Below are 25,831 nucleotides of genomic sequence, written 5' to 3' on the forward strand. Positions count from 1 at the left end.
AATGAGTACTGACAACACTACTGACGCAAGTACCGAGACGGAATCGAAATGCGGCGCGAGCGAGGCGGGCGAGGCGAAAAGCCCCTCAGAGAGCGCGAGCGGAGCGGACACAGAGACCGACACCCCCTCCAAGTGCGGCGCGAGTTCGGCGAGTTCGTCACCGGAAACGACACCGGACACGAGCGACGACACCACATCCACGTGTGGCGCGGCCTCGTCCGACTCGTCGTCATCCTCCTCAAGCGGTAGCTCCTGTGGCGCGTCCTCGTCGTCCGATTCGTCGGACGAGGAGGAAGTCGGTTCCACCGTCGACGACTTCGACGCCGAGCCGGGCCAGCTCATCGCCGTCGGCCTCGGCCCCGGCCAGCCCGAGGGGATGACCGCCCGCGCGCGCTCTGCCCTCATGGACGCCGAGCACATCGTCGGCTACACGACCTACGTCGACCTGCTGCCCGACGAGGTGACCGACGCCGCGGAGGACATCTACAACACGCCGATGTGCGGCGAGGTGTCCCGGACCGAGGAGGCCATCGACCGCGCGCTGGCGGGCAACGACGTGGCCATCATCGGCAGCGGTGACCCGAACGTGTACGCGCTGGCCGGGCTCGCGCTGGAGATTATCGAGTCGAAGGGCGCGACGGCGACCATGCTCGACTTCGACGTAGTTCCGGGCGTCCCGGCGGCCCAGTCCTGTGCGGCCCGCGTGGGTGCGCCGCTGGTCAACGACACCGTCTCGATCTCGCTGTCGGACCACCTCACCGACATGCCGACCATCGAGTCGCGGCTCCACGCCGCCGCCAAGGAGGGCTTTACGATCACCATCTACAACCCATGGAGCCGGAAACGGCGGGAGAACTACGAGAAGTGCTGTGAAATCCTGCTGGAACACCGCGACCCCGAGACGCCGGTCGGCGTCGTCCACGCTGCCGGCCGCGAGGACGAGCAGGTCGAAATCGTCGAACTCGGCGACCTGCCCGAACTCGGCGAAACGGATCTCGTCGACATGACCACCACCCTGCTCGTGGGCAACGAGGACACCTACGTCTGGGACGACCGGATGGTGACGCCGCGAGGCTACGAAACCAAGTACGACTACTAATGTACCGAATCACCATCGACCGCGAGGCCTGCGACGGAATCTTCGCCTGTCTCGTCCGCGACGACCGCTTCGTCGAGGACGCGGAGGGGCTGGCGGCCATCGAGACGGACGACCGGACGGCAATCGAGGCCACCTTCGAGGACGACCGGCGGGACGACGCCGAACAGGCCGCCGCGGCCTGTCCGCTGGACGCGATTCAGGTCGAGGAGGTCCAGCCATGAGCGTCGAGACCGGCGCGCCGCGGGACATGCTCGCGGCTCACCCCGAGACGGCCTATTTCTGGGGCCGCGTCGCCGCCGACGGCGAGTGCGAGGACGGCTGTGTCACCGTCCGCACGAACGACGAGACGGCCGCCCGGCGGCTCGCGTCCATCGCCGGCGCGGAGCGGGCCGACCGACGCATCGTCGAGCGAGCCTACGCCCACGACACCTCGATTACACGCACAGAAGAGGAGTTCACGGTGCAGGTCGTCGGCGGCCTCGCCGACCGCGCCAGCGCTGCACTCGGACTGCCGTTCGACGGCGATTCGGGCGGCTACCGCTTCGACGCGCTGGCCGACTACGACCGACAGCTCCTCCGGGGCCTGCTCGAAGGTTGTGGCACGGTCTGTTTCAAGTCCGACGACAACGCGGTCGGCATCTCGTTCGTCCACGAAGACGAGCGCCTGCTTCGGACGATACAGACCCTGCTGGACCGCTGTCCGGTCGACGCGCCGTACGACGACCTTTCGGAGACATCCTCGGGCTACTGGTTCGGCGTAGACGACGACGCGGCCCCTGCCCTCGGCGACTGGCTGTACGAGGGCAGCGAGGAGACGGGGCTGTTCGCGCCGAGCCGGCGGCGCAAGCTCCGGAAAAGCATCGAACGAGTCCGATGAGCGAAGCCATCACCGCGCCCGACACGCTGGACGACGAAGCGGTGTTGCTCGTCGGGCACGGCTCCCGGCGCGAGAAGTCCAACGAACAGGTCCGCGAGCTCGCGGTTGAACTGGAAGGGCGGCTCGGCATCCCGGTCGACGCCGGCTTCCTCGAACTCGCGGAGCCGGCCATCGACGAGGCCATCGCGGGGCTGGCCGGGGCGGTCTCGGAAGTGTCGGTCGTCCACCTCTCGCTGTTCGCCGCCAGCCACGTCAAAAACGACGTGCCCCTGGCCGTCGAGCAGGCCCGCGAGGCCCACCCCGAACTGACCATCAACAACGGCGCGCATCTGGGCGTCCACCCGGCGCTGCTGGACCTGCTGGACGACCGCGCGGCGGCTGTCGAGGCCGAACTGGGCGTCGACCGAGAGGAAGACGAGGTGGCCGCCGTCGTCTGCGCCCGGGGGTCCAGCGACCCGGACGCCAACGCCGACGTGCACAAGCTCGCCCGGCTGCTGTACGAGGGCCGGGAGTTCTCGCGGGTCGAGGCGTCGTTCATCGGCGTCACCGAGCCGCTGCTGGACGATACGCTGCACGCCATCGCCAAAACGCGGCCCGACGCCGTCGTCGTCATCCCGTACATGCTCGGCGACGGTGTGCTGACCGGCCGCATCAAGGACGGCGCGCGCGAGTTCGACGAGGAATATCCCTACGTCGACGCCGCGCCGGGCGAACCGCTCGGAACCGACACGCGCCTGCTGGACGTGCTCGGCGACCGCTGGCAGGAAGCGAGAACGGGGAGCGTCGAGATGTCCTGTGACACCTGCAAGTACAAGGTCGAACTCGACGGCTACGAGGAAGACCAGGGCGGCGCTCGGGCGATGCTCCGGGCGCTGACCCACCAGGCCGAACACGCCGACCGCGAGGACGTGGACGACGACCCCCACGTCCACGACGCCCCCGAGAAACACGTCGCCGTCTGTACGAACCAGACCTGCGCCCAGGACGGCGCGCCGGCGGTGCTCGAACGACTCCGCCAGGCCGCCCGCGACAGCGACCAGTGTGACGCCCGCATCACGCGGTCGTCGTGTCTCGGCCGCTGTGGCGAGGGACCGATGGTCGCCGTCTACCCCGACGGCGTCTGGTACGGCGGCGTCGACGACGACGACGCCCCGGAAATCGTCTCCTCGCACCTGGACCGCGACCGAATCGTGAGCGAACTCGTCGACCAGACCCTTTGAGGTCACACCCCACCATTCAATACACACAATGAGCTGCTACGAAATCGAGGCCCTCCGACTGGGTCTCATGAACGTTCTCGGTACCGAAGACGACCACGCGCGCCAGCACGCGGAACAGGAACTGGAGGGCCACATGACCGGCCCGATTGAGGCCCTCGCGGGCGCGGAGACGCTCGCCGCAATCGAGCGCCATCTCGACGCCGCACTCGTGGACTTAGAGGAGGAGATCGCCGCAACCGACGCGGACGACCCCGAGTACGACTACCTCCGGGGCCGACTTGTCGCGGTCCGCGACGCCGAACGGGCGGTGTCGCGCATCACCACGCAGGGCGAGGACGTGCTTGCGGGCCTGGGTGAGGCCCACGATGTCCTCCACGAGGCATTCCCGGTAGATGAGTAGCCAGCGCGCGCCGACCGCGGACCTCGGGGAGCTGGACCCTGCTCGTTCGCGCCATCAGGGCCGTCGCTCGGCGGTCACGCTGATCGATGGGCTCGCGGTCGTCGGGACCGCCGACGGGGACCTCATGGCGTTTGACGTATCGTCCGATGCCGGCCCGCCACGTCCGCGCTGGCAGTCCGACACCGACGGCGAACCGAGCGTCGTCTCAGCGGTGCCGTTCGACGGCGGTGTGGTCGTCGGCGAACGCAGTGCACGCGGCGAGATTCGCTGCCACGACGCCGACGGAGACCTGCGCTGGCGGTACGAAACCAGGACAGACCTGGGCGAGGCCCAGCAGGAGACGCGCTTCCTGCTCCCATTTGTCGCCAGTCTCACCACGAACGGTGACCGCTGCTACGCCGCCGCCCGGCGATACGAGCGCCGGACCGACGACGACGGGACCGATCTCCGCCACTTCGAGAGCGTCGTCTACGCCTTCGCACCCGACGGTACTATCGACTGGACGTACCGAACCGACGGCTCACCAATCTCGCTCGACGCTGATGACGGCCGCGTCGCCGTCGCCTACAACCGTTGTCCCGGCGACCACCAGCACGGCCTCGTCGTCCTCGACGCCGACGACGGCGACCCGCGCTGGATGTGGGACCCCGGAACCGACGGGCAGCGCCGTGTCGGCGACGTGGCCCTGCTGGACGACGGCGCTGTCGTCTCCAGCCACGGCGACTACTGTGGCTACCGGCTCGAAAGCGACGGCCGGGAGCGCTGGTCGGTCCCGCTGGCGACGCCGACCGATGTGGACGGCGACACCGTCTACGCGTACCCGAACCACGTCCACGCGACAGAGGCGGGCGCGGTGTTCGTCACCGGCAACACCTACCCCGAGGAGGGCCGCGAGACGGACGCTCGGCATCCAAGCGAGCACACTGCTATCGGGGTTTCGCCCGACGGCGACCGCCGCTGGGACGCGCCCGTGGGCGGGTTCGCCAGCGGGCTTGGGACCGACGGCTCACTGCTAGCTGTTCCGGGCGCACAGAACTTCCGGGACCGCGACGCCGACGACCACGCGCTGCGGCTGTTCGACATCGCTGACGGCCCCCTCGACACGCTGGACACCGACGGCGTCGTGACCGCGGCCGCGGTCGCAGACGGAACCGCTGTCGCTGTCGAGGAGCCGGTCGTCTATCACGACGAGGGCCGCGAGCGCGGGGCCTATCGGTTGCATCGAGTCGAGATCGAGAGTGAGACGGTCCGGTCGCGTCGGTAACCCGTTTCTGCAGAATCTGAACAGTACCGGTCCGTGCTGACTATTTTCCTCAGGCAGTGATCGGCTCGGTTTGGCTCCGATTACTGTGTTATGTACTGTCAAACTAACCGTTCGCTACCCGTATCGCCGCGCTACGGGATCCGAGTATGGCCAACGACACAGACGCGGAACACGACGATGCACAGACGGACGCGGAATCCGAACCAGACGACGACAGCGCCGCTGTCGATGACCCCCCGACCGAGCGTGAACGGGAGTTCGCGCAGATGCAACGCCGGCTCAACGAGCGGGAGATGGGTCTTGACCAGCGGGGCGCAGAACTCGACCGGCGCGAGGAGAAACTCGACACACGCATAGAGGAACTCGACCGGCGAGAGACGGAACTGGACGAGCGGGAGTACCAGCTCGACGAACGGGAAGCCGCGCTCGACGACCGGGAGACCGACCTCGATGAGCGCAGAGCCGAGCTGACGGAGTACGACGCGCAGTTGTCCGAGCGCGCCACGGAACTCGACGAGCACGAGGAGACGCTCAACACCTACCTCTCCGGGCAGATGGACGACGTTGAGGAGTCGGTCACGGAGACGATGCACGACGCACTGGACCGGTACGAGACGGACCGGACGGCCGGTCGGTTCGGCCCGACCGGGACGATGCTCGTCGGGCTGACCGGCGTCGCGCTCGTCGTCGCCGGAATCGGGTTCGGCGCGCTGGTATCGGCCGGCACGGCGTCGATCGGTGCCGGCGGGACGACGGCGAATCTCGCCATCGCCGCCGTCGTCGCTATCGTTGGCCTGGCGCTGAATCTCGGAACGGTCGCTGGAAAAATCTAAGCCGCGTCGTCAGTCGGCGGTCGCCGGGTACTCCAGGTCGTCTGTCGCTCGCGTCTCGCCGTCGCCGAGCCACGCGTGTACGCCCGCGATTGTGGCCCACAGCAGCAGTTGGCCGAACACGACCGTCCAGCGGTAGGCCGCGACGAGTGCGACAGGCACCTCCCCGTGGACTGGGTTCGCGGGCGCGAGCGCGACTGGAACCGCGAGCAACACGAGCGGGAGCGCCGCCGCGCCGAGCTGCACCGCCGTGTGGCGTCCCTCGGTTCGCTGGTACGCGAGTCCGGCGAGTACGGCGACCAGCGCGCCAAGCCCCATTAGCCCGGCGTACCAGGCGAGGCGGGTCTCCGTTCCGAGCGCCTGCTCGACGCCCGGGGGCTGTGGCGGCAGAACGAGCCACGGCGTGCCGGAGACGGTGAGGAAGCCGGCCCCCGCGAGTGCGAGCCGCTTCGCCGCGCCGGTCCCGGGAATCGCTGGTTCGAGGAAGAAGTACGCCATCCCGAAGGCCGCGACGCCGAACAGCAGCCCCCAGAGGACGCCGCCGCCGACGCTAGCGACGGTCGTCGTGAGATCGGAGACGACGGGGCCGCCTCCGCCGTGGCCGTGCTCGAACGTCTCCAGCCCGGCGGTGAAGGCGTTCCCGACTGTGGCGACGAACAGCCCGTAGACGAGTCCGCCCGCCACGCCGGCCAGCGCGCCGCGTTCGAGGTAGTCAGTCGCCATCAGTGGCAGGTGATGCCGGCGCTGTGCCGGAAGTTGTGCAGCGAGTCGTGCAACATCGGGTCCTGCACGAACAGCAGCGTGAAGCCGAGCGCCGCCACCAGCGCGACGGCGATAGCTATCTGCGGTCCGGTCAGCGACGCTCTGGCCCGTTCGATGCGGTCGTACACGCTGTCCGTGGTGCGTGCGGTGTCTGTGTCGTCCTGCATTGAAATCTCAATTGTCTTAAGAACAAGTAAGATTGTAAAACTTCCGCCTCACACTATCGCTCGCCCGCCACTGCGTCGACCTGCTCGGCGGTCAGTGCGTCCAGCGGGACCACCGACGCCGCTGTTTCGTTTGCAACGAGGTCGAGTAACCCGGCGCGACTCCCCTCACCGGCGTCCACGACAACGGTCCGGTCAGCCGCCTCGCCGAGCGTCCGGGCTGCGTTTCTGGTCGCCTCGACCGGGCTCCCGTCGGCAGTGTTCGCCCGGCCGTCGGTCACGACGACCACGACGCCGGCGTCCGGGTCTGCCCGGTCGAGTACCTCATAGGCTGCCGTCAGCCCGTCCGGCAGCGGCGTCCGGTCGCCGGTCGGGAGGTCCTTCAGGTGCCGGGCGGCCAGCGAGACGCTGTCGGTCGGCGGGAGAACCACGTCCGCGCCCTCACCAGCGAAGGTGACGAACGCGACCTGATCGCGGGCCTGATAGGCGTCTTTCAGCAGTTCCAGCACGGTGCCCTTCGCGGCCTTCATCGCCGGCCGCATCGACGCGCTGGCGTCGACGGCGAACACCACCAGCGTCTCGGCGTCGCCCGCGCGAACGGACTTGCGGAGATCCCGGGACTCGACGCGACCGCTCCCGCGACTGGCCGCCGCCCGGACCGACGCCGCGGCGTCGACCTCGTCGTTGCGGTCGGCGTGCTCGGTGCGGACCGTCGCGCCGCGTTTGGTGCCCGTCGCGCTCGCGCGCCCGCTCGCCGTCCCGCCGTCCGTGTCGACCGTCGGGGCGTCCACATCGGGCGCGCCGCTGTCGCCGACTTCCGCGCGGGACTGGCCCGGCAGCAGTGGGGTGGCGTTTTCGGGGTCGTCGGACTGGTCGGGGTCGCCATCGTCTCCAGCCTCTCCTTCGCCGTCGCCGGCCTCTGCATTCTGTCGCTCGCCGTCGCTGTCGGCGGGGGCGGGCGTCGGCTGCTCGCCGCGCTCGCCCGACTCGTCTTCGCTATCCCCGCGGGAGTCCCCGCTGCCGTCCGAGCGCTGTTCCTGCTGTTCTCCCTCGCCGCCCTCATTGCCGTCAGAATCGGCTCCGTCGTCCGCCGGCTCGCCGCTTGTCTCGTCCCCGCCGCCGTCCGCGTCGCTTTCCGCATCACCGCTCTCACCGTCTTCGGCAGACTCCTCCTCCTCCGACTCGTCCTCGAAGTGGTCGTCGAGCACGTCGTCCACGTCCGGCGCGTCCTCGAACGGCCGTGAGGTAAGCCGGTGCGGGAGCGCGAACTCGGCGGCCCGCTCGATGTCCGATTCGAGGACCGTCGTCCGCCCGTCGAGCGCGGCGAAGGTCCGGGCCGCCCGCGCGGTGGCGATGTCGCCGCGGTGGCCGTCGAGCCCGGCGTCCCGGCAGAGTTCGGCGATCTGCTCGCGGAACTCGCGGGCGAGGTCGACCTCGGAGAGAATCCCGCGGGCCGTTCGGAGGCGCTCGCCCGGGGGACGCTCGTCGGTCTTGGCTTCGGTCTGTGTCACCTCGTCGTCGTTCTCCCCGAGCGCCTGGTCGATGATAGCGACGCGGTCGTCTAGGTCCTCGCAGGCGCTGACCTCGGTCTGGAGCGCGAAGCGGTCGCGTAGTTGTGGACGCAGGTCGCCTTCCTCGGGGTTCATCGTCCCGACAAGCGTGAACTCGGCGGGGTGGGTGACGGTGACGCCGTCACGCTCGACGCGGTTCACCCCGCTCGCGGCGGCGTCGAGAAGCACGTCGACGAGGTGGTCGTCCAGCAAGTTCACCTCGTCCACGTAGAGAATTCCTCGATTGGCGCGGGCCAGCAGGCCGGGGTCGAACTCGTGGTCGCCGTCGAGCGCGTCCGCCACCGACAGCGTCCCGACGACGCGGTCTCGGGTCGCGCCGAGCGGGAGCGTGACGAGGGGAACGGATCGGGTCTCTACCGGCGGATCCGAGCGCGTACGGCAGTCTTCGCATTGCTCGTCTGGCCGGTCGGGCGGACAACCGTAGGGGCAGTCCGCGACGGCGCGCTGCTCGGGCAGCAGGTCGGCCAGGGCACGTACCGCCGTCGATTTCGCCGTCCCCTTCTCGCCGCGGACCAGCAGCCCGTCCAGGTCGTCGTCCGTCGCGACGGCCAGCAACCCATCCTTGAGGTCCCGCTGGCCGATGACGGCCGCGAACGAGCCCCCCTGCGAAGCTTTTTTGCCCGCGCCGAATACAACCATACTTGTATTAGTGCAAACGGAGATTTAATAACGTTATGCCACAGCTAGGACTCTACACCGCGACGGAGAACGAACTCGGGGCCGTCCAGCGGGCCGCGCAAAAGCTCGACGCCGACCTCGTCGTGCGCTCGGAGAGCGACCTCGACGACGAGCCAGCGGTCGAGGCGTTCGTTGACGAACTGACCGACGCCGACGCCGTCATCCTCTGGCTCCACGGGGCCGAGGACAGCATGCCCGGCTACGACCTCGCCGTCGAGCGGTTGCGCGAGGCCGGCGTCCCGCTCGTAGTGAAAGCGACGGGCGACGCCTTCGCCTTCGAGGACACGTCGATTCCCGACGAGCACCGCGACACCGTCTACGACTACCTCGACAAAGGCGGGGCGAGCAACGTCGCCAACTGCGTGCGCTACCTCGTCGAGCAGTACGGCGACGCTGACCCATCCTACGACGACCCGGTGACACTCCCGACAGAGGGTGTCTATCACCCCGACCACCCGGGTGCGACCATCGACGAACTCCGGGCGACGTTCGACCCGGCAAAACCGACGGTCGCCGTGTGGTTCTACGAATCCCACTGGACCCACGAGAACACCCGCTACGTCGACGCCCAGGTCCGGGCCATCGAGGCCCAGGGGGCGAACGCGCTCCCCATCTTCTGTGAGCCGGCGACCGACGCCGAGGGGCAGTGGAACGCCGAGCAGGTCACCGAGGAGTGGCTGCTCGACGGCGACGGCAACCCGCTCGTCGACGCGGTTTGCTCCTCGTTCATGTTCTCGCTGTCGATGGACGAACGTGGCCGCAGTGCTGATGATGAGGGCCAGGACGCGGAGGACGTGTTCCTCGACAAACTCGGCGTCCCCGTCATCCAGACGGTGACGACGATGCGCTCCCGGTCCCGCTACGACAGCAGCGACACGGGCGTGATGGGCTTCGAACTCGCGCTCTCGGTCGCTCTGCCGGAGTTCGACGGCAACGTCATCACCCACCCCATTTCGGGCAAGGAGCGCACCGATGACGACGCCGACATCGGCAGCGCCCCGAAACAGCACTTCCCCATCGACGACCGCATCGACCACGTCGCCCGCTTGGCCGTCAACTGGGCCGAACTGCGACACACGCCCAACGACGAGAAGCAGGTCGCCGTCGTCCTCCACAACTACCCGCCCAGCGACGACGGCATCGGGACGGCCTTCGGGCTGGACTCGCCCGAGAGCACGGTGAATCTCCTGGAGGAACTGGACGTTCGGGGGTATGATTTGGGCGACACGATGCCCGACAGCGGCCAGTCGCTTGTTGAACGCCTCACCGCACAGCTCACCCTCGACGACCGCTGGGTCGCGCCCGAGGACGTGCGCGACCTGAGTGTCGACACCGTCTCGCCGGCCCAGTACGGCGAGTGGTTCGAGACGCTCGACGACGACTTCCGCGAGAACGTCGTCGAGGAGTGGGGTGATCCGCCCGAGCGCCCGTTCGCAATTCCCGGCGTCGAGTTCGGGAACGTGCTCGTGACGGTCCAGCCCCCGCGCGGGTTCGGGATGGACCCCTCGAAGGTGTACCACGACTCGGACCTCCAGCCGCCCCACGACTACGTCGCGTTCTACCGCTGGCTCCGCAACAGCTACGAGACTGACGCCGTTGTCCATCTGGGCACTCACGGCAGTCTGGAGTGGCTGCCCGGCAAAACGGTCGGTCTGGATGGTGAGAGCGCGCCGGACCAGCTCATCGACGATATCCCGAACGTCTACCCCTACATCGTCAACAATCCCGGCGAGGGGACGCAGGCCAAGCGCCGGTCCTACGCCGCTATCGTCGACTACCTGACGCCGGTGATGGCCAACGCCGGCACGTACGACGACCTCGCCGACCTGGAGGAACTGGCCGACCGCTACCGCGAGGCCGGCATGGAGGACGCCCGCACTGACGACGGCGAGCACCTCGCCGAGCAGATTCGCCAGACAGTGGACGAACTCGATCTCGCCGTGGAACTGGGCATCGCTGGTGAGATTGACGAGAAGGCCGACGTTCGCGGTCCGGACGAAGTCGGCTCGACGCTGGCGGAGGGAGACGTGGAGGGGGACCGCGAGGCGCGTAGCGCCTCGGAAAGCGCGAGCGGGGAGCGAAGCGACCCGCGAGCGGACCTCGACATCGACGAACTCGTCGAGCGCGTCCACGAGTACCTCACCGACGTGAAGACGACCCAGATTCGCAAGGGGCTGCACACGATGGGCGAACCGCCGGCTGATGACCGACTGGTCGACTACCTCGTCGCCCTAACTCGACTCGAAAATCCCGGCGCGCCATCGCTGCGCGAGAGCGTCGCGGGCGTGCTCGGCGTCGACTACGACAAACTGCGCAACGCTCCCGGCGAATATGACGAGACGCTAGGGATGACCTACGCCGAGGCCGCCGACCACGTCCACGAGACCAGCAAGGACCTTGTTCGGACGCTGGCAGAGCACGACTTCGACGTGCCCGAGAGCGAACTCGAAGACAACACGTCAGAGGTGAACATGAACCTTCTCGTGGTCGACATCAAACCGCTCGGGGACGCTCGCGTGCGCTCGGGTGCACACGACGACCTGCGCGAGGCGCTGGCGTACATCTGCGAGGAAGCGGCCCCGCGGGTGGCCGGCGCAGCCGACGAAATCCCGCGAACCGCCGACGCGCTGGCGGGCGAGTACGTCCCGCCTGGCGGCTCCGGTGCGCCGACCCGTGGCGGCGTCGACCTGCTCCCGACGGCCCGGAACTTCTACACGCTGGACCCGCGGAAGGTCCCGGCCAAGACGGCCTGGGACGTTGGTAGCGAGGTCGCCGACGGCGTGCTGGAACGCCACGAAACCGACGAGGGCGAGTATCCCGAGGAGATCGGCGTCGTCGTCTGGGGCACGCCGACGGTCCGGACTCGGGGCGAGACCATCGCGCAGGTGCTCGCGCTGATGGGCGTCGAACCGGTCTGGTCCGATGCCGGCCGCGTCGATGACGTGGAGCCGATTCCGCTTGAGGAACTCGGTCGGCCGCGAATCGACGTGACGACGCGCGTCTCCGGCCTGTTCCGGGATGCCTTCCCGGCGGCTGCGGGGGTCGTCCACGACGCCGTCGACGCTGTTGTCGACTTGGACGAGCCCCACGACATGAACTATGTGAAGAAACACGTCGAGGAGGAGATCGACGAGCTCGTGGCCGACGGCATGGACGAGGGCGACGCCGAGAGCGCGGCGAAACACCGCGTCTTCACGACCCGACCGGGCGGCTACGGCGCGGGCACGAACAAGGCCGTCGACGAGGGCAACTGGGACGACCGCTCGGACCTCGCCGACGTGTACGTCCAGTGGGGCGGCTACGCGATGGGCTCCCGCGGCCGCGTCAGCGACGCCCACGACGCCTTCGAACGCCGATTGTCCTCTGTCGACGCCACCGTCAAAATCGAGGACACCGCCGAGCAGGACGAGTTCGACTCCTCGGACTGGTACGCCTTCCACGGCGGCTTCATCTCCGCGGTCACCGAAATCGCGGGCGAGGAACCGAACTCCTACGTGGGCGATTCCTCCGACCCGGACAACGTCGATGTGTACACCAACGAGGAGAAGGTCCGGAAGGCGATGCGCGCTCGCGTCCTCAACCCCTCGTGGCTCGATTCGATGGAGGAACACGGCTACAAAGGAGCCGGGGACCTCTCGACGACGGTCGACGTGGTGCTGGGCTGGGACGCGACGACCGACGTGGTCAGCGACACGCTGTGGGAGGACGTAGCCGAGCGCTACGCCTTCGACGCGGACCGACAGGACTGGCTCCGGGACGTGAACCCCTGGGCGCTGGATTCGATCACCGACACGCTGCTGGAAGCCATCGACCGCGGGCTCTGGGACGCCGACGACGAGACCCGGGACCGCTTGCGTGATCTGAATCTGGAAGTCGACGGTGATCTGGAGAGCCGAGCGACGGGCGGTCCGGAGCGAGGCTCTCCAGACAAGGAGGTGACTTCAGATGACGACTAACACAGACGACGCGAAAGACGGCGACACAAGCGGCGAGGATGACTTCGAGGAGTACGCCGACCTCGGCGCGACGACCTCGAACGCGATGGAGATCGCCGAAACGTCGATGGACCGCGTGCGCGAACTCGTCCCGGACGAGACGCTGGCCGACCGCATCCGCCAGAAGTCCGTCCATGCGACCGGCGACCCAGAGTTCCAGCATTTGATGCGGTTCACCGGCGCGGACGACGACGAACCGATCCGCGCCGGCGCACGCGCCGTGCTGGACGAACAGCCCATCGTCACCGACATCACGATGGTCAAGGCGGGCATCACCGGCCGCGGGCACGACTGCCCGGTCCGGAAGGCCATCGGCAACGGCGCGGAGCTGGCCGCCGAAACCGGGATGACCCGGACGGCGGCGTCGGTCCTGGAACTCGACAAGCAGGGCGTCTACGACGGGGCCATCGCCGTCGTCGGGAATGCGCCGACGGCCGCGCTCGCCCTGGCGGACTGCATCGAGGACGGCACGCGCCCGGCGGTCGTCGTCGCCACGCCGGTCGGCTTCGTGAAGGCTGCCGAGAGCCGGAAACGGCTTCGCGAGGTCGCTTCCGAGTACGACGTGCCGACCATCACGAACGTCGGCCGTCGCGGCGGGAGCGGGCTGGCCGCCGGCCTGACGAACGAACTGGTGCACGTGGCGTCGGACGTGCGGGAGGGGGCGGTCGATCTGTGACCGCTCGCTCTGAAAGAGCGAGTGGGGAGGGACGACCCGCGGGCCGCGATGGCGAGGTGTGCGAGCCATCGGACGGAGCGAGCGGGGAGGAACGACCCGCGAGCCGGGAGGCGTCGCTGGATGACTGAGGGCGACGATTACGACCTCGACTCCGGGCCGGACCCGGCAGCCATCGCGGCGAGCGCACCCGAGGCCCCCGACGCGGATCGGCCGGTTCACGCCGTCGGCATTGGACCTGGAAATCTCGATTTCCTGACACCGCGGGGCGAGCAGGCGATCCGCGAGGCCGACGTGGTTGTCGGCTTCGAGACGGTCGTCGACTTCGTCGCCGACCGAACCGACGCGGACCTGCTGACCTGTGGCTACCGGGACGAACTCGACACGCTGGAAACCTTCGCCGAGCACGTGGCCGACGGCGAGCACGGGACCGCGGTCCTGATGGGCGACCCGAACCACTCGGGCTACCAGTTCGTCGGGAAGGTCCAGCGGGCCGTCGACCGGCCCGTCCGCGTGGTTCCGGGCATTTCGTCGCTGCAGATCGCCGCCAGCCGCGCTCGGACACCGATGGAGGACACGACGTTCGTCACGCTGCACAAGAGCGGTGATCTCACGGCTGACCTTGACCGCCTTCGCAGCGACGTGGGTGACCGGCACCTGCTCGTGTTGCCGCGTCCGTTCGACCTGATGCCAGAAGACATCGCGGCCGAACTGCTGGACGCCGGCGGTGATCCTGACCTGCCGGCGCTGGTCTACGAGCGGCTGACACACAACGACGAGGCCCGGACTGCGACGACGCTCGGGGACCTCGCGCAGGATGCCGGCGGTGACAGCAGAGAAGACACGCAGTTTTCGGACCTGTCGGTGTTCGTCGTGCGGCGGGCGTGAGAGGGTTGCCGTTGCGGTCCCGGTTAGCTGACCGCGACCGAACTGTTCTGCCGTCGTCTGTACTCGTTGATAAGCCGGAACGCCAGCACGTAGCCGACGGTGGCGAACACGACCGCCAGGATGACGTTGCCGACCCAGAGCCGGACCAGTAGCCCGGTCCCCATCGAGGCCGACACCCCGTCGAAGGTCATGCCGGGAACCGGCCCCATGATTCTGTTACCGAGCCAGAAACTCGACGCGTACACGCCCCATTTGACCGGCGGATTGAGTATCAACACTGACGCAAACAGCGCGACCTTGCTGAGCTGTTTGAACAGGTACGCGAGGACGAGAAAGGCGAGAAAGCCGGTACCAAGTGTCGGTAGCGCAGTGAGGAACACGCCGACACTGAAGCTCGCAGCCACCTCCCGTGGGGTGTGATCTTCGACCAGCGCGGCCACTAGCTTCTCTTTGACCTGCTTGCGTGTCTGAGCCACCCGTCCTCGAAGCATCTACCACCAAACGGATGTCGAGCGGTAAATCGTTTACTGCCGTTGCGATCCGTCAGTCGCCCTCGCCGTCGGTCGCCATCGGACGGTTCGTCGCAAGCGTCGCCTCGAACGTCTGTGGCGTGCTCGCGTCAGCCATCGTCCGCGCCGTCTCGACGGCGGTTGCGATGGCTTCGGTGACAAGCGGGTGGTCCCCCAGCGGGTCGGTGTAGGCGAGTCCGCCGCGGTCGAGGTCGAGTTTGGCTGGAATCTGTGTCTCGGTCGCGTCGCTGGGTGCGAGAAAGAGCGGTACGGCGGCGGCGTGGTCGCGGGTGAGGTTGTACCGAACGCATTCGACGGCGGGGTTCTGGAGCAGATAGCACGGTTCGACCTCGCCGAAGCCCGAGCGCTCCCGTAAGCGCTCGGCGTGGTACTCCGTCACCTGGCGCTGATACGGCTTCCCGCTGGAGCCGAAGGCGACGAGGGCGACGGAAGAATCTGCGGCCTCCGGTACGACACCGGCAGCGCGGTCCCGGAGTGCCTCGGTCAGCAACGGATTGCGGCCGACCGGTTCACAGTAGTGGGTCTCGGCGTCGATCTGTTCGAGTGCGGCCGGCACGTCCGTCACTGTCGTGTGGTCGTGAGCGACGGTCATCGGCAGCGCGAACACGCGGTCGGCGTCGACGGCTACCAGCTCGTCGCGTAACTCCCGACGGGGTTCGTGCTCGTAGGTCAGTACCGTCACGTCGGTGGCTACCCCGCGCTCGCGTAGCCGGCGAGCGTGTGTCTCGTAGGGCGCAGCGTGTGACGTGTCCCGACCGATGAGCAGGAGTGTGTCGTGTGGCATTGGTAGCATCCGGTGCTAAAACAACTCAGGTTGTTTTAGCGAAAGTTGGCTTGTCTGAACGTTGGCAGGAACCCACTAATACCTTTGGGTCACATCTCGATTCCGTCCGGTCTCCCCTTGATACACCTCTGCCAGACACGCGTGGCTCGTCTCGTCCCTCTCTCGGCCGGTGAAAATATGCGGTTCCACCGTCGACCGGCCCGACTCATGACCGATTCTCGCGCTGAGAGCGGATGCGGGCCGCTCGTGACCGACCAGTGCGGAAGGCATCCCCGTCGAAAACGTGGGCCGTCGGCGCTACAGTTCGCTGTCGGGAACCACGACGACCTTCCCGAATCCTTCGCGATTCTCAATGATCTCGTGGGCTCGGTCGATCTCGCTCATGGGGAGCGTCTCGCGGACTCGCGGTTCCAGTTCGCCCTCCCAGACCAGGTCCAGCACTTCGTCGGCCTGTCCCGGGGTGGCCATCGTTGAGCCGATGACCTCCAGTTGGTTCCAGAAGATGCGGTTGATGTCCGTCTCCGGGTTGCCGCCGGTGGTCGCGCCGCAAGTGACGACCCGGCCACCCTTGACGAGGCTCTTGAGCGAGTCCTGCCAGGTCTGTGCGCCGATGTGGTCAACGACCATGTCGACGCCGCGGCCGTCGGTCAACTCCCGGATTTCGCCGGCGAAGTCCGTCTCCTCGTAGTTGATGGTGTGGTCCGCGCCCAGTTCCTCGGCGTACTCTAGTTTCTCCTGGCTGCTGGCGGTGGCAAACACCTCCGCGCCGGCGTGGTCGGCAATCTGGACGGCCGCGTGACCGACGCCGCCCGATGCGCCGAGGACGAGCACTGATTCGCCGGCTTTCAGGTCGCCGCGGTCCCGGAGCATCCGCCAGGCGGTCTGGAACACCAGCGGCGACGCGGCGGCCGTCTCCCAGTCGACGCCCTCCGGGACCGGTGTGAGGTTCTCGGCCGGGACGGCGGCGTACTCGCTGTGGACACCCCGGACGTGCTCGCCGATGATGTGGAAATCCGGTGCGAGTGTCGGGTCGCCCTTCCGCGTGAACTCGTCGCCCCCGCCGCTCTTGCCGGCGAGGACGGCCACCCGGTCGCCCGGCTCGAACCGCGAGACGCCGTCGCCAACCTCCGCAACAACGCCGGCGGCGTCGCTGCCTGGAATGTGTGGCATATCGAGGTCGACGCCGGGAAGACCGCGCCGGGTCCAGATGTCGAGGTGGTTCAGCGCGGCCGCCTTCACGTCGATGACCACCTCGTCGCGGTCCGGTTCCGGGTCGGGAAACTCGCCATACTCGAGTACGTCACGGTCGCCGTGACTGTCGAACTGAACGGCTTGCATCGTCATCACTTGCCGTGGCTCGCTTATAAACACCAGCCTCCCGGTGACCGTGCCATCAACGACCGCCCCGATTCTGTGTATACCGCCCCAATACCGGAGAACGATTCTTGAACTGTGGTTAACTAAGCTCGATTACTGGATCTACATCGGAACCCCAACTCTATCTGGGGATGTATGGAGATGTATTTTCTGTATCTGGATTAGATGTATCTATATATCGGAATACTATATGCATATGCTAGAATATAGGGTCAGACATCAGAATATTAGGGCTGTCTGGTGCTGGAGTATGGGACACCGCCTCACTGCTGGTCCGAGGAGGAGCATACTTACCGCTCGAACCCGTTCTGTATTCCACCAATGACACACAGTTCAAACGCGCTTGCCGTTCGCGCTCGGGGCACTCCGACACGCGACGGCACGGGTCCCCACGATGCTCCCGTGGTGATCCACCAATGAATCTCTCGCTCGTCATCCTCGCGACGATAACCGGCATCGCCACCGGCGTCGTGTTCGGGTTGCTGGATGTCCCTATTCCGGCCCCGCCGAACCTCGCCGGCGTCATGGGTATCCTCGGAATCCTCGTCGGCTATCGCCTCGTCGAGTACTTCGATGTCGGTGTCAGTCTGCTGTCGCTGCTGAAAGTCTGAACCGACTGTCCGTCTTGCTGATCGAATCCAACGGCTCCGTTCTTGCGATCCGAATGCCGAAAACGGCAGTACCGTCAGTGGTGGGTACGCTCGGTCCCGTTGTGGTGCTGGTGCCCGCTCTCGGTTCCGTTATGACTGGGTCCGCTCTCCTCGTGGCTGTGATCGCGGGTGAGCTGCCCGTGGTACGTGTCGAGGGTGCGTTCCAGCAGTTCGGTCCGCGTCTCGTGGCCCTCGACGACCGGTTCGACCCAGCGTGACTCGGTTCGCCAGTAGCCCATCTCCTCGCCGGAGGGCTCGATGACCGTCGCATCGAGGCCCGCCACGCCCCACTCCTCGCTGTAGGTCTGGATGAACGAGACGACGACCGTCTCGATGCCGGCGGCGAGTTCGTGGCCGCGTGTGCTCTTCGTGACGTAGGTCAGTCTTACGCGGTCGTCTTCGACGGCGAGCGAGTCGATATCGACGAACCATTTCCGAAGGGTGGACTCGAACGCTGCCAGTCCGGTTCCGGTCGCGGCCTCGGTGTCGTGGTCGGCGTGTTCGCTGTCCTGGGTGTGTTCCTCGCCGTCGGTGTGCGTGTGGCCGTGTACCTCGTCGTGGTGCGCCTCGTTGGCTGTCCTCGTGGGCGTCTCACTCCCGTCGACCGTCGCCGTCGATCCGCTGGACTCGCTGGTCCCGGGGCCGGGCTGGCTGTTCTGGGTCCCGCCGAGCCCGCTACAGCCGGCGCTGGTGACCGCAGCCAGCGTGAGGGTTCCGAGGAACCCCCGCCGGGTCGGCCGCTGGCTGGTGTCCGGCACGGCTTACGTCCTCCGTCGCGCCGCAAACAGCGCCGCGCCGACGAGTGCGAGTAGCGTGACAGCGGCGGTGAATCCGGGTCCGGACGCGGCGGTCGTCTCCGATTCTGCGCTCGCAGTGTCGGCCGCCGCCGTGGTCGCTGACTCGTCCTCGGTGTCGGTGTCCGTCGGCGTCGCGGTCCCCGAAGCACCGCCGGACTCGCCGTCGCCGCTGGTCCCGGATTCGGCTTGCTGGCCGGCCGAAATCCAGACCGGACTGGTCAGCGCCCGGTCCCCGTCCTCGTCGACGACCCGGAAGGCGACCCAGGCGTTCCCGTCCACGTCTACGTCGGTGCTCATGGTGTCGTTCGTGCCATCGAGCGTGACGTTGGCGACGGTCGTGCCGTTCCGGATGACCTCGGCGTAGGCGAGTTCGTCGAGGTTCCGGACCGTCGCCGAGGCCTCCACGGCGGACCCAGCGGTGGCGTTCACTGTCTCACCGGGCATCCTGTCGTCGACGGTAAACTCGACGGCTGGACCGTACGTCGCGTACGTGTGCCCGTCTTTCACTGACTGAGCCCACTTCTCGGGCGTCACGGTCCCTTCGACGTATGCCCGCGTGCGGGCGCTGCCGTATTTCGCCGGGAAGCACTGCGAACAGTGGTCGTCGCTGACACCGGTCGCCGTGATCTCGTAGCCCTCGTTCCAGAGGGTGAACAGCCCCTGGACGCTGGCGGCGTCGGACTCGCCGTACGGGCCGTTGTACGCCTCGATGGCGTCGACCATCGGGAGGTACGCCTCGTGCTGGCCGGGCGCGCTATCGAGGCTGACGAAGCGGTCTCCCGGATGGTTGATCTGGAACACCGTCGCGTTGTGTCGGCTGCGGGACTCCTCGATGAACTCCACGAGGGTCCCGTCGGAGTCGACCATCTCCTCGCCGTGCATCGGGTAGGGGTTGAAGTGCCCGAGGTCGCCGGTCGTGATCTCCTCGCTCCGGATGAACATGATGTCGCGTTCCTCGGCCTGTGACTCCATCGACCCCCAGCCGCCGATGGCGTTGTGGTCGGAGATGAACACCGCGTCGACGCCCGCCGATTTCTGGATCGCGACGAAGTTGTCGATGGGCGTCTTGCCGTCGAAGCTGACGCTGCTGTGGGCGTGGGGGTCGATGCCGACCCAGTTGCGCTCGCTGGGGTCGAGTGCCTCGGTGAACGTCGCGTTGACGCTGACCGACTCGCCGGGCGTCACCGAGACGTTCTTTTCGACCGGGTCGGCGATGTAGCCGGTCCCGTGGTTGAACACCAGCGTGTAGTTGCCGGGCGGGAGCTGGAACGAGGCCGTGCCGGCCGGCGTCGTCTGCGTGTAGACGGTCTGGACTGCGGTACCGCCATCGAGTACCGTAATCCGGGCGTCAGCGGGACTGACTTCGCCCTCGTCGTCTATCGTCGCGGTGACGTTGACGGGGGCCGGCCCCTCCAGCGAATCGAAATCGACGGTGGACGTGTCGCCCTCGCTAACGGTGACGGTTTTGGGGTTCGAGGCTGCGAAACCGCTGGCATCAGCCGTCAGCGTGTACTCGCCGGCGGGGAGTTCGAGGTCGTATGTTCCCGTCTCCGATCCAGTGGTGTAGGTGAACGCACGGTCGCCCTGCGAGGCGGTGACCGTGGCCTGTGAGACGGATTGGTTGTCCGTGCTCCTGACAGTGCCGGTCACGGTCCCCGTCTCGGTCCCTTGCTGCCGGTTGTAGTACTCGCTGGTCGCGCTGCTCGCCCCGTCCTCGCCGACGAAGAAGGCGAACTCCGCCGACTGCGTCTCACCGGGGTCGAGGCGGTGTTCGAGCCACGGGTCGATCCAGGTCGCAGCGCCCGTGTACGCGGTAAAGGAGCCGTTCCCGCCCCAGACACCGTAGCTCACGCGGTCGCCGGTGAGTGCCGCCCAGGGCTGGTCGAGTGTGTCGGCACTCGTCGGCGTGTATCGGTCCGCTTCGAGCGATCCTTCCCCCGGGAGCCACGTCGACAGGCTCTCGGAGCTCAACGCGGCCCCGCTCTGGAGCTGTTCGGACTCGTTGACCGGCAACCGCTGGTCACCCCCGTTCTCCATCGTGGTGTTGATCCAGATGTGCTTCGAGTCGGCCGGCAGCGTGTACGTCGTCGTGATCGTTACGTCCTCTCGGTCCTGCAAGTGGCCTTCCGCGACGACCACTGCGGAGCCGTCCGGTCCGGAGGCGTTCCGGTGTTCGAAGGATTCGTACACCGGCCAGGTGCCGAAGTCGTCGAAAGCGAACTCGGCGACGGCGATCTCGTCCGTCGTGAGCCCGTATGCGTTGGCGTCGTAGATACCGCCCGGCAGCGCGCCGAAGGGGCCGTTGGTTTCAGTACCGATGGCGGCGGCGACCTCGCTGTTTTTGAGGACGATTGTCTCGTTTGCCGGTGTCTCGCCACCCTTGATTCGCTCGCCGGTGACGGCGACCGGCTTGTCCGGTCGCTCGACGTGACCGGACGCTGCGAGCCACTTCACCGTCCGGAACAGGAACGGCCGCGTATCGGTTTGCTGGTGTTCGGCCTGCCACTCGTCGGTGAGATACGTCGTAAGCGACTTCTGGCTGCCGAAGGCGACGACGCGACCGTTGTCACCGATGTCCCACGTTGCGGCCGCGCCGACGATTCGCTGCCCACGTGGGTACTCTTTCTCGGTGGTGGAGTAGGTGTACTCGTAGGTGTCGTTGTCGCCGTACAGCAGCGGTGCCTGGGTCCCGTTTTCGGTGTCGGTCACGTTCAGACTGACCCCGTCGTACTCCACGGTATCGACGCCGTTCATGATCGGATGCTGACCCGTGTTGTGGAGCACGACCCGCCATTCGTACTCTTCGACGGTCTTGTTCGTCGGGTCCTGGATGTTTCGAAGCCATTTGTCGCTCTCGCCGTTGAAGTGCAGGCCGTATGGGTCGGTGATATCGTTGAGCTTGCCCGCGTGGCCCTGTAGCGGCGAGGTCCAGTCACCGACGACGAACAGGCTGCCGCCGCTTCTGACGTATTCGTCGATTGCCGCCTGCTCGGCGTCGCTGTAAGCTGTTTGCGGAACGGGGATGATAACCACGTCGTAGTCCGACAGCCCGTCCGCCGACGAACTGTTCCAGGAAGTCAATCCGCCGGATGTCGACCGCTTTGTGTCCACGTCGTACCCGCGCTCGCTGAGTCTGTTCGCGAACTCGGTGAATGTCGACCCCTGATGGCTCCCGTCGATCAGCACGTCGACGCCGGCACCGCTGTTGTTGAGATCGACCGAATCATCAGGAACTGGACAGCTCTGATTCAGCTGACAGGTGACGCGCTCTTCCGATGCCATTTGTGTCGTCATCCCGCTGTTCACCGTCGATAGCTCGCTTTGATCGGTCGGTGCAGTAGCGGCGCTTCCGAGGGAAGCGGTGCTGATAACCGATAACACGAGTACTGTGCTGAGTATTACTGAGCGCATATGATTTCTGTCCATCACTTTCCGTACGGTATTGAGAGTATATAGTTAAAATTTATGCTAACCATACTATTTCTGCATCATGACCGGATCCTGTGATTAATCACCGGCCTAACTACGTGTCTTGTGACCGAGTAATATACTACCCCCTCAGACAGAGACACTACAGATTGCTCCGTAATATCATTCCTCGTGACCTGCACAAGATAGTTTCGGCGGACAGATCGGTTTGTCGGCCGCATATTCCGACACACCACTTTGTGTGGCACCGATGGTCCGACAGATGACCCACAGACCGTCGCTGGTCTGTCCACGCGGGCACCGCAGTGGCACGGACAGCCCGGACCAGTTTTAATACCCGCTGGACGGAACTTCGGAGGTATGTCACGCAAGGTGTTTTTCGATACGGATCCCGGCTGCGACGACGCGGTCATGTTGGCGATGGCGCTCGGCCACGATGGGATAGACGTGGTCGGCCTCTCGACGGTCTGCGGGAACACGACTATCGAGAACACGACGCGCAACACCCACGCGATACTGGCTCTCGGGGGCTACGACGTGCCGGTGGCCCGGGGCTGTGGTCGCCCGCTCGTGGACGAACTCGACACCGCCGAGTGGATCCACGGCGAGAACGGCCTCCACGGTGACATACCCGACGTGGACGGCGACACGCGGGACATCCACGGGGCCGACGCAATCGTCGAAGCCGCCCACGAGTACGGCGACGAACTGACGATTGCGGCCGTCGGCCCGCTCCCGAACCTGGCAATCGCGCTGGCGAAGGAGCCTCGTCTGCCCGATCTGGTCGCGGACATCTATCTCATGGGTGGGGCGGCGATGACGACGGGGAACGTGACGCCGATGGCCGAGGCGAACTTTCACAATGACCCCGCGGCGGCTAGCCGTGTTCTTCAGGATGCCGACCCGCGGATGGTCGGCCTGGACGTGACCAACCGTGCCACCGTCTCCCCCGAGTTCATTGAAGAGTTCCGCGAGGCCGGCGGCGTCCGCGGGACCATCGCTGAGTGGCTCGATTACCGCCCCGACTCCGGAACCTACCCGCTGGCCGACGCGCCGGCCATCCACGACGCCGCCGTCGTCGCCGACATCATCGACGACTCGGTCCTTGGCTTTGAGGAGTACTACATCGAGGTGGACACGACCGGCGGCCCCTGCCACGGGGCCGTCATCTGTGACGAGCACGGCACGACCGACAACGACCCCAACGGCCGCGTCGCTGTCGATATCGACGTGGCTCACTACCGCGATATTCTCGAAACGGGCGTCCGGGCCTACGTGGCAGACTGATTCGAAATCCGGCTCTATGAGACCGATTGCGCCGCTTTCGGCGCTACTCGTAGGTGTGGACGCTTCCGGTGGTGTTGTCCTCGATGTACCCCCAGTCGTATTCGACGCCCAGCCCGGGGCCGTCGGGGACACTGACCGTCCCGTCGTCGTCGACAGCGTCCATCAGGTCGGAGTAACCGCCCTCGTACACCGGTGGCTGGGTGTTCTGGCAGTCCGGGTGGACCAGCGCCATCTCGTAGTAGTTCGAGTTCCGGCAGGCGGCGATGCAGTGGCGCTGGGCCGGCCCCGGCGCGTGGAACTCCACGTCGAGGCCGAACGCCTCGGCCATGCGGGCCACCTTGATCGCGCCGGTGATGCCCGCGTCGTACTCGGGGTCGGCCCGGAGGAAGTCGGTCGCCTCGTTGGCGGCGAAATCTGACTTGATCTCCAGCCCGCGGATGTGCTCGGTCTGGAGAATCGGCGTATCCAGCTTCTGTGCCAGTTTCTTGTGGGCGTGCTGTGAGATGCCGCCGTCCCGGAACGGGTCCTCGTACCAGAAGAAGCCCTGTTCATCGAGCGCCCGGCCGAGTTCGAGCGCGTCGGCGAACGTCTCCAGTTCGCAGGCGGGGTCGTGCATCAGGTCCATCTCGTCGCCGACGGCTTCGCCCACGGCGTGGACGGCCTCGATTTCGCGGTCGAGGCTGCGGGCGTCGTCGCCACCGCCCCAGCCGTGGATCTTGAAGCCGCCAAAGCCCTCGTCGCGACAGTCCTCGGCGAAGTCGGCGAAGGCTTCCGGTGAGTCAAGCCCGCCGGCGTCGTCGCCGTGATAGGTCGACGCGTAGGCGGGGATTCGCTCGCGGTAGGTCCCCAGCAGTTCGTGGATCGGCGCGTCGTAGTACTTGCCGGCGAAGTCCCACAGCGCGATGTCGATGGGGCCGATGCCCATCCGGTCGTACTTCCGGAGCGCGCGCTTGCACTCGGACCAGTGTTTCTCGCGTTTCAGCGGGTCCTTGCCGATGAGGTACTTCGCGACGATGTTGTACTGGGCGGCCGCCGGCGAGTTGCCGCCGACGTACTCGCCGGTAATGCCCTCGTCGGTATGAACCCGGACGCCGAACAGCTTCCGGGTCGTCGTCTCTCCCGGCGCGTACACCAGATTGAAGCCGTGCTTGTCGGTCCCCACGTCTTCGAGGGGGTACTCGAATTCCCGGCTTTCGATCTTTGTTATTTTTGGCGACATTTACATATCGTTCCGGGGTTGGGCTATTAAAACTACCCCGCCACAGCACTCACTCCAGCGTGACCGTCGACTCCGTTTCGGCAGCCTCGTAGACGGCCTTGACCGTCTTGATGTCGACGAGGCCGTGCTCGCCGTCGGCGTAGGGGTCGGTGTCGGTCAGCAGGCAGTGGGCGAAGTACTCGAACTCCTCTTCCATCTGGTCGATCTGCTCGAAGTCGATATCGACCGTCGTGCCCTCGTGGGAAAGTTGGAGTGCACGGTCGTCCCAGGGGTAGAAGGCCGGTTCGACGTGGACCTTTCCTTCGGTGCCCAGTACGGAGATGTGGCTGTCGAGGTGGGCATTCTGGCTGGCGGTACACACGGCATAGACGTGTCCGGGGAAATCAAGCTGGAACGCGCCGTGTTCGTCGGGCACGTCCGCGAACTCCTCCTGCACTGAGGCGACCGTCCCTCGGACCGCGACCGGGTCGGCGTCCAGCAGGAACCGGCTCGTGTTCAGCGGATAGAGGCCGATGTCCATGACAGCACAGCCGCCCGAAAGCTCCCAGTCTAGCCGCCACTGGTCGGGGTCGGGGACGAGTTCGAGGATGGGCTCGGTCATGTTCCCGTGGACGAACAGCGGCTCGCCGATGTACCCCTCGTCGATGAGGTCTTTGGCCCGCCGGACGGCCGGTTCGGTGTGCATCCGGTAGGCGATCATCAGCGTCGCGTTGTGGTCGGCACACACCTCGACCATCCGCTCGGCGCGCTCGATGGTGGCCTCCATCGGCTTCTCACAGAGGATGTCCTTGTCCAGTTCCGCGGCCGTCTCGACGAAGGGCAGATGGCGGGCGTTGGGGGTGACGATGTAGACGGCGTCGTACGCGTCGCTCGCGGCCCCGTCGTGGAACTCCTCGTAGGTAATCGCGTGCTCGACGGTCTCCGAATCGGCGGCCACGCCGGCCGCCTTTTCCCGGTCGCCACTGACCAGTACGGTCGTCTCACAGAGGTCCCCCGCGTCGACGGCAGGCATCGCCTGCTCGGTGGTCCACCAGCCGACGCCGATCATCGCAAAACGAACCGGACTGTCGGTTTCGGTCCGGTCCTGCCAGTCTCGACGGTCGAACCCGGCCGTGAGCGCGTCGATGTCCATGGCGCTGCCATCGGCTGGCCGGATATTATGTCTTGTGTTGGCACACCCGAACTGACCTGTACTGTCCCGGACTGGCGAATGATAGTTCATGCATCAAGCAAATGAATCCCGGCAGGTGGCATAAATGTTTGTTATGGTGGAACGGTGAGCCGTCTCCGCTGCTGACTTGCTACAGCGACCGGTCGATACCCTCGTGCAAAAAATA

General features: G+C 66.6%; 22 protein-coding genes. 12 read left to right on the top strand and 10 right to left on the bottom strand.

The window, feature by feature from the left end; translation table 11 throughout:
* Position 1 precedes the first annotated feature (1 nt).
* The 7 genes from cobJ (at position 2) to NDI54_RS10255 (ending at position 5,693) form a co-directional block, all read left to right on the top strand.
* Entirely contained in the window at positions 2–1,099 is a 1,098-nt protein-coding gene (gene cobJ / locus NDI54_RS10225; protein ID WP_310896348.1) for a precorrin-3B C(17)-methyltransferase, read from the top strand.
* Positions 1,099–1,320 carry a ferredoxin gene (locus tag NDI54_RS10230; protein WP_310896349.1) on the top strand — a complete coding sequence of 74 codons (222 nt, stop codon included), beginning with the start codon at positions 1,099–1,101 and terminating at the stop codon, positions 1,318–1,320. The genes cobJ and NDI54_RS10230 overlap by 1 nt, the downstream gene beginning before the upstream one ends.
* A complete protein-coding gene (locus tag NDI54_RS10235) occupies positions 1,317–1,976 on the top strand; it encodes a cobalamin biosynthesis protein (RefSeq protein WP_310896350.1) in 660 nt (219 codons plus the stop codon). Before NDI54_RS10230 ends, NDI54_RS10235 begins: the two co-directional genes overlap by 4 nt.
* Entirely contained in the window at positions 1,973–3,196 is a 1,224-nt protein-coding gene (locus tag NDI54_RS10240) for a CbiX/SirB N-terminal domain-containing protein (protein ID WP_310896351.1), read from the top strand. The genes NDI54_RS10235 and NDI54_RS10240 overlap by 4 nt, the downstream gene beginning before the upstream one ends.
* Before the next feature lie 28 nt (positions 3,197–3,224).
* Positions 3,225–3,596 carry a DUF3209 family protein gene (locus NDI54_RS10245; protein ID WP_310896352.1) on the top strand — a complete coding sequence of 124 codons (372 nt, stop codon included), beginning with the start codon at positions 3,225–3,227 and terminating at the stop codon, positions 3,594–3,596.
* The gene (locus NDI54_RS10250) at positions 3,589–4,860 is read left to right on the top strand and encodes an outer membrane protein assembly factor BamB family protein (protein WP_310896353.1); all 1,272 of its coding nucleotides are present in this window, start codon (positions 3,589–3,591) and stop codon (positions 4,858–4,860) included. The genes NDI54_RS10245 and NDI54_RS10250 overlap by 8 nt, the downstream gene beginning before the upstream one ends.
* Positions 4,861–5,006: 146 nt before the next feature.
* Complete coding sequence (locus NDI54_RS10255; protein WP_310896354.1) at positions 5,007–5,693, top strand: hypothetical protein; 687 nt, start codon at positions 5,007–5,009, stop codon at positions 5,691–5,693.
* 9 nt (positions 5,694–5,702) lie between these two features.
* Here NDI54_RS10255 and NDI54_RS10260 read toward each other — a convergent pair whose 3' ends face one another.
* The 3 genes from NDI54_RS10260 to NDI54_RS10270 are packed head-to-tail and all read right to left on the bottom strand — an operon-like array spanning position 5,703 to position 8,826.
* Complete coding sequence (locus NDI54_RS10260; protein WP_310896355.1) at positions 5,703–6,413, bottom strand: CbtA family protein; 711 nt, start codon at positions 6,411–6,413, stop codon at positions 5,703–5,705.
* Positions 6,413–6,619: a CbtB domain-containing protein gene (locus NDI54_RS10265; RefSeq protein WP_310896356.1), complete on the bottom strand. Its 207-nt coding sequence runs from the start codon at positions 6,617–6,619 to the stop codon at positions 6,413–6,415. Before NDI54_RS10265 ends, NDI54_RS10260 begins: the two co-directional genes overlap by 1 nt.
* A 53-nt stretch (positions 6,620–6,672) precedes the next feature.
* Entirely contained in the window at positions 6,673–8,826 is a 2,154-nt protein-coding gene (locus NDI54_RS10270) for a VWA domain-containing protein (protein ID WP_310896357.1), read from the bottom strand.
* A gap of 35 nt (positions 8,827–8,861) precedes the next feature.
* On the opposite strand from NDI54_RS10270, the gene NDI54_RS10275 reads away from it, so the two are divergent.
* The 3 genes from NDI54_RS10275 to NDI54_RS10285 all read left to right on the top strand — a co-directional run bounded on the left by NDI54_RS10275 (position 8,862) and on the right by NDI54_RS10285 (position 14,421).
* A complete protein-coding gene (locus tag NDI54_RS10275; RefSeq protein WP_310896358.1) occupies positions 8,862–12,821 on the top strand; it encodes a cobaltochelatase subunit CobN in 3,960 nt (1,319 codons plus the stop codon).
* On the top strand, positions 12,811–13,536 hold the full coding sequence (locus NDI54_RS10280) for a precorrin-8X methylmutase (RefSeq protein WP_310896359.1): 726 nt from the start codon (positions 12,811–12,813) through the stop codon (positions 13,534–13,536). Before NDI54_RS10275 ends, NDI54_RS10280 begins: the two co-directional genes overlap by 11 nt.
* 120 nt (positions 13,537–13,656) lie before the next feature.
* Complete coding sequence (locus NDI54_RS10285; RefSeq protein ID WP_310896360.1) at positions 13,657–14,421, top strand: cobalt-precorrin-7 (C(5))-methyltransferase; 765 nt, start codon at positions 13,657–13,659, stop codon at positions 14,419–14,421.
* Between the two features lie 23 nt (positions 14,422–14,444).
* On the opposite strand, the gene NDI54_RS10290 is transcribed toward NDI54_RS10285, so the two are convergent.
* The 3 genes from NDI54_RS10290 to NDI54_RS10300 all read right to left on the bottom strand — a co-directional run bounded on the left by NDI54_RS10290 (position 14,445) and on the right by NDI54_RS10300 (position 17,073).
* Positions 14,445–14,912: a DUF2062 domain-containing protein gene (locus NDI54_RS10290; protein ID WP_310896361.1), complete on the bottom strand. Its 468-nt coding sequence runs from the start codon at positions 14,910–14,912 to the stop codon at positions 14,445–14,447.
* A 52-nt stretch (positions 14,913–14,964) separates the two neighbouring features.
* A complete protein-coding gene (locus NDI54_RS10295) occupies positions 14,965–15,735 on the bottom strand; it encodes a CbiX/SirB N-terminal domain-containing protein (RefSeq protein WP_310896362.1) in 771 nt (256 codons plus the stop codon).
* 297 nt (positions 15,736–16,032) lie between these two features.
* Positions 16,033–17,073, bottom strand: coding sequence for a zinc-binding dehydrogenase (locus NDI54_RS10300; protein ID WP_310896363.1), 1,041 nt, complete (start codon positions 17,071–17,073; stop codon positions 16,033–16,035).
* Positions 17,074–17,528: 455 nt separating this feature from the next.
* Here NDI54_RS10300 and NDI54_RS10305 point away from each other — a divergent pair, with 455 nt between their 5' ends.
* Positions 17,529–17,723, top strand: a complete 195-nt coding sequence (locus NDI54_RS10305; protein ID WP_310896364.1) for a XapX domain-containing protein — start codon at positions 17,529–17,531, stop codon at positions 17,721–17,723.
* Positions 17,724–17,797: 74 nt separating this feature from the next.
* On the opposite strand, the gene NDI54_RS10310 is transcribed toward NDI54_RS10305, so the two are convergent.
* Together NDI54_RS10310 and NDI54_RS10315 are read right to left on the bottom strand one after the other, a co-directional pair.
* Positions 17,798–18,520, bottom strand: coding sequence for a hypothetical protein (locus tag NDI54_RS10310; protein WP_310896365.1), 723 nt, complete (start codon positions 18,518–18,520; stop codon positions 17,798–17,800).
* Positions 18,521–18,523: 3 nt separating this feature from the next.
* Positions 18,524–21,985 (bottom strand): CehA/McbA family metallohydrolase, encoded by a 3,462-nt coding sequence (locus NDI54_RS10315; RefSeq protein WP_310896366.1) that lies wholly within the window; start codon positions 21,983–21,985, stop codon positions 18,524–18,526.
* A 363-nt stretch (positions 21,986–22,348) separates the two neighbouring features.
* On the opposite strand from NDI54_RS10315, the gene NDI54_RS10320 reads away from it, so the two are divergent.
* Positions 22,349–23,275: a nucleoside hydrolase gene (locus NDI54_RS10320; RefSeq protein WP_310896367.1), complete on the top strand. Its 927-nt coding sequence runs from the start codon at positions 22,349–22,351 to the stop codon at positions 23,273–23,275.
* Between the two features lie 43 nt (positions 23,276–23,318).
* Here NDI54_RS10320 and NDI54_RS10325 read toward each other — a convergent pair whose 3' ends face one another.
* Positions 23,319–24,494: a mandelate racemase family protein gene (locus NDI54_RS10325; RefSeq protein WP_310896368.1), complete on the bottom strand. Its 1,176-nt coding sequence runs from the start codon at positions 24,492–24,494 to the stop codon at positions 23,319–23,321.
* Positions 24,495–24,543: 49 nt separating this feature from the next.
* Entirely contained in the window at positions 24,544–25,626 is a 1,083-nt protein-coding gene (gfo6, locus tag NDI54_RS10330; protein ID WP_310896369.1) for a D-xylose 1-dehydrogenase Gfo6, read from the bottom strand.
* Positions 25,627–25,831: the final 205 nt, after the last annotated feature.

Source organism: Haloarcula terrestris, from assembly GCF_031624315.1.
Lineage (GTDB): Archaea > Halobacteriota > Halobacteria > Halobacteriales > Haloarculaceae > Haloarcula > Haloarcula terrestris.

Coding starts and splice junctions, on each gene's coding strand:
- cobJ (WP_310896348.1), top strand. CDS start 2: ATGAGTACTGACAACACTACTGACGCAAGTACCGAGACGGAATCGAAA.
- NDI54_RS10230 (WP_310896349.1), top strand. CDS start 1,099: ATGTACCGAATCACCATCGACCGCGAGGCCTGCGACGGAATCTTCGCC.
- NDI54_RS10235 (WP_310896350.1), top strand. CDS start 1,317: ATGAGCGTCGAGACCGGCGCGCCGCGGGACATGCTCGCGGCTCACCCC.
- NDI54_RS10240 (WP_310896351.1), top strand. CDS start 1,973: ATGAGCGAAGCCATCACCGCGCCCGACACGCTGGACGACGAAGCGGTG.
- NDI54_RS10245 (WP_310896352.1), top strand. CDS start 3,225: ATGAGCTGCTACGAAATCGAGGCCCTCCGACTGGGTCTCATGAACGTT.
- NDI54_RS10250 (WP_310896353.1), top strand. CDS start 3,589: ATGAGTAGCCAGCGCGCGCCGACCGCGGACCTCGGGGAGCTGGACCCT.
- NDI54_RS10255 (WP_310896354.1), top strand. CDS start 5,007: ATGGCCAACGACACAGACGCGGAACACGACGATGCACAGACGGACGCG.
- NDI54_RS10260 (WP_310896355.1), bottom strand. CDS start 6,413: ATGGCGACTGACTACCTCGAACGCGGCGCGCTGGCCGGCGTGGCGGGC.
- NDI54_RS10265 (WP_310896356.1), bottom strand. CDS start 6,619: ATGCAGGACGACACAGACACCGCACGCACCACGGACAGCGTGTACGAC.
- NDI54_RS10270 (WP_310896357.1), bottom strand. CDS start 8,826: ATGGTTGTATTCGGCGCGGGCAAAAAAGCTTCGCAGGGGGGCTCGTTC.
- NDI54_RS10275 (WP_310896358.1), top strand. CDS start 8,862: ATGCCACAGCTAGGACTCTACACCGCGACGGAGAACGAACTCGGGGCC.
- NDI54_RS10280 (WP_310896359.1), top strand. CDS start 12,811: ATGACGACTAACACAGACGACGCGAAAGACGGCGACACAAGCGGCGAG.
- NDI54_RS10285 (WP_310896360.1), top strand. CDS start 13,657: ATGACTGAGGGCGACGATTACGACCTCGACTCCGGGCCGGACCCGGCA.
- NDI54_RS10290 (WP_310896361.1), bottom strand. CDS start 14,912: ATGCTTCGAGGACGGGTGGCTCAGACACGCAAGCAGGTCAAAGAGAAG.
- NDI54_RS10295 (WP_310896362.1), bottom strand. CDS start 15,735: ATGCCACACGACACACTCCTGCTCATCGGTCGGGACACGTCACACGCT.
- NDI54_RS10300 (WP_310896363.1), bottom strand. CDS start 17,073: ATGCAAGCCGTTCAGTTCGACAGTCACGGCGACCGTGACGTACTCGAG.
- NDI54_RS10305 (WP_310896364.1), top strand. CDS start 17,529: ATGAATCTCTCGCTCGTCATCCTCGCGACGATAACCGGCATCGCCACC.
- NDI54_RS10315 (WP_310896366.1), bottom strand. CDS start 21,985: ATGGACAGAAATCATATGCGCTCAGTAATACTCAGCACAGTACTCGTG.
- NDI54_RS10320 (WP_310896367.1), top strand. CDS start 22,349: ATGTCACGCAAGGTGTTTTTCGATACGGATCCCGGCTGCGACGACGCG.
- NDI54_RS10325 (WP_310896368.1), bottom strand. CDS start 24,494: ATGTCGCCAAAAATAACAAAGATCGAAAGCCGGGAATTCGAGTACCCC.
- gfo6 (WP_310896369.1), bottom strand. CDS start 25,626: ATGGACATCGACGCGCTCACGGCCGGGTTCGACCGTCGAGACTGGCAG.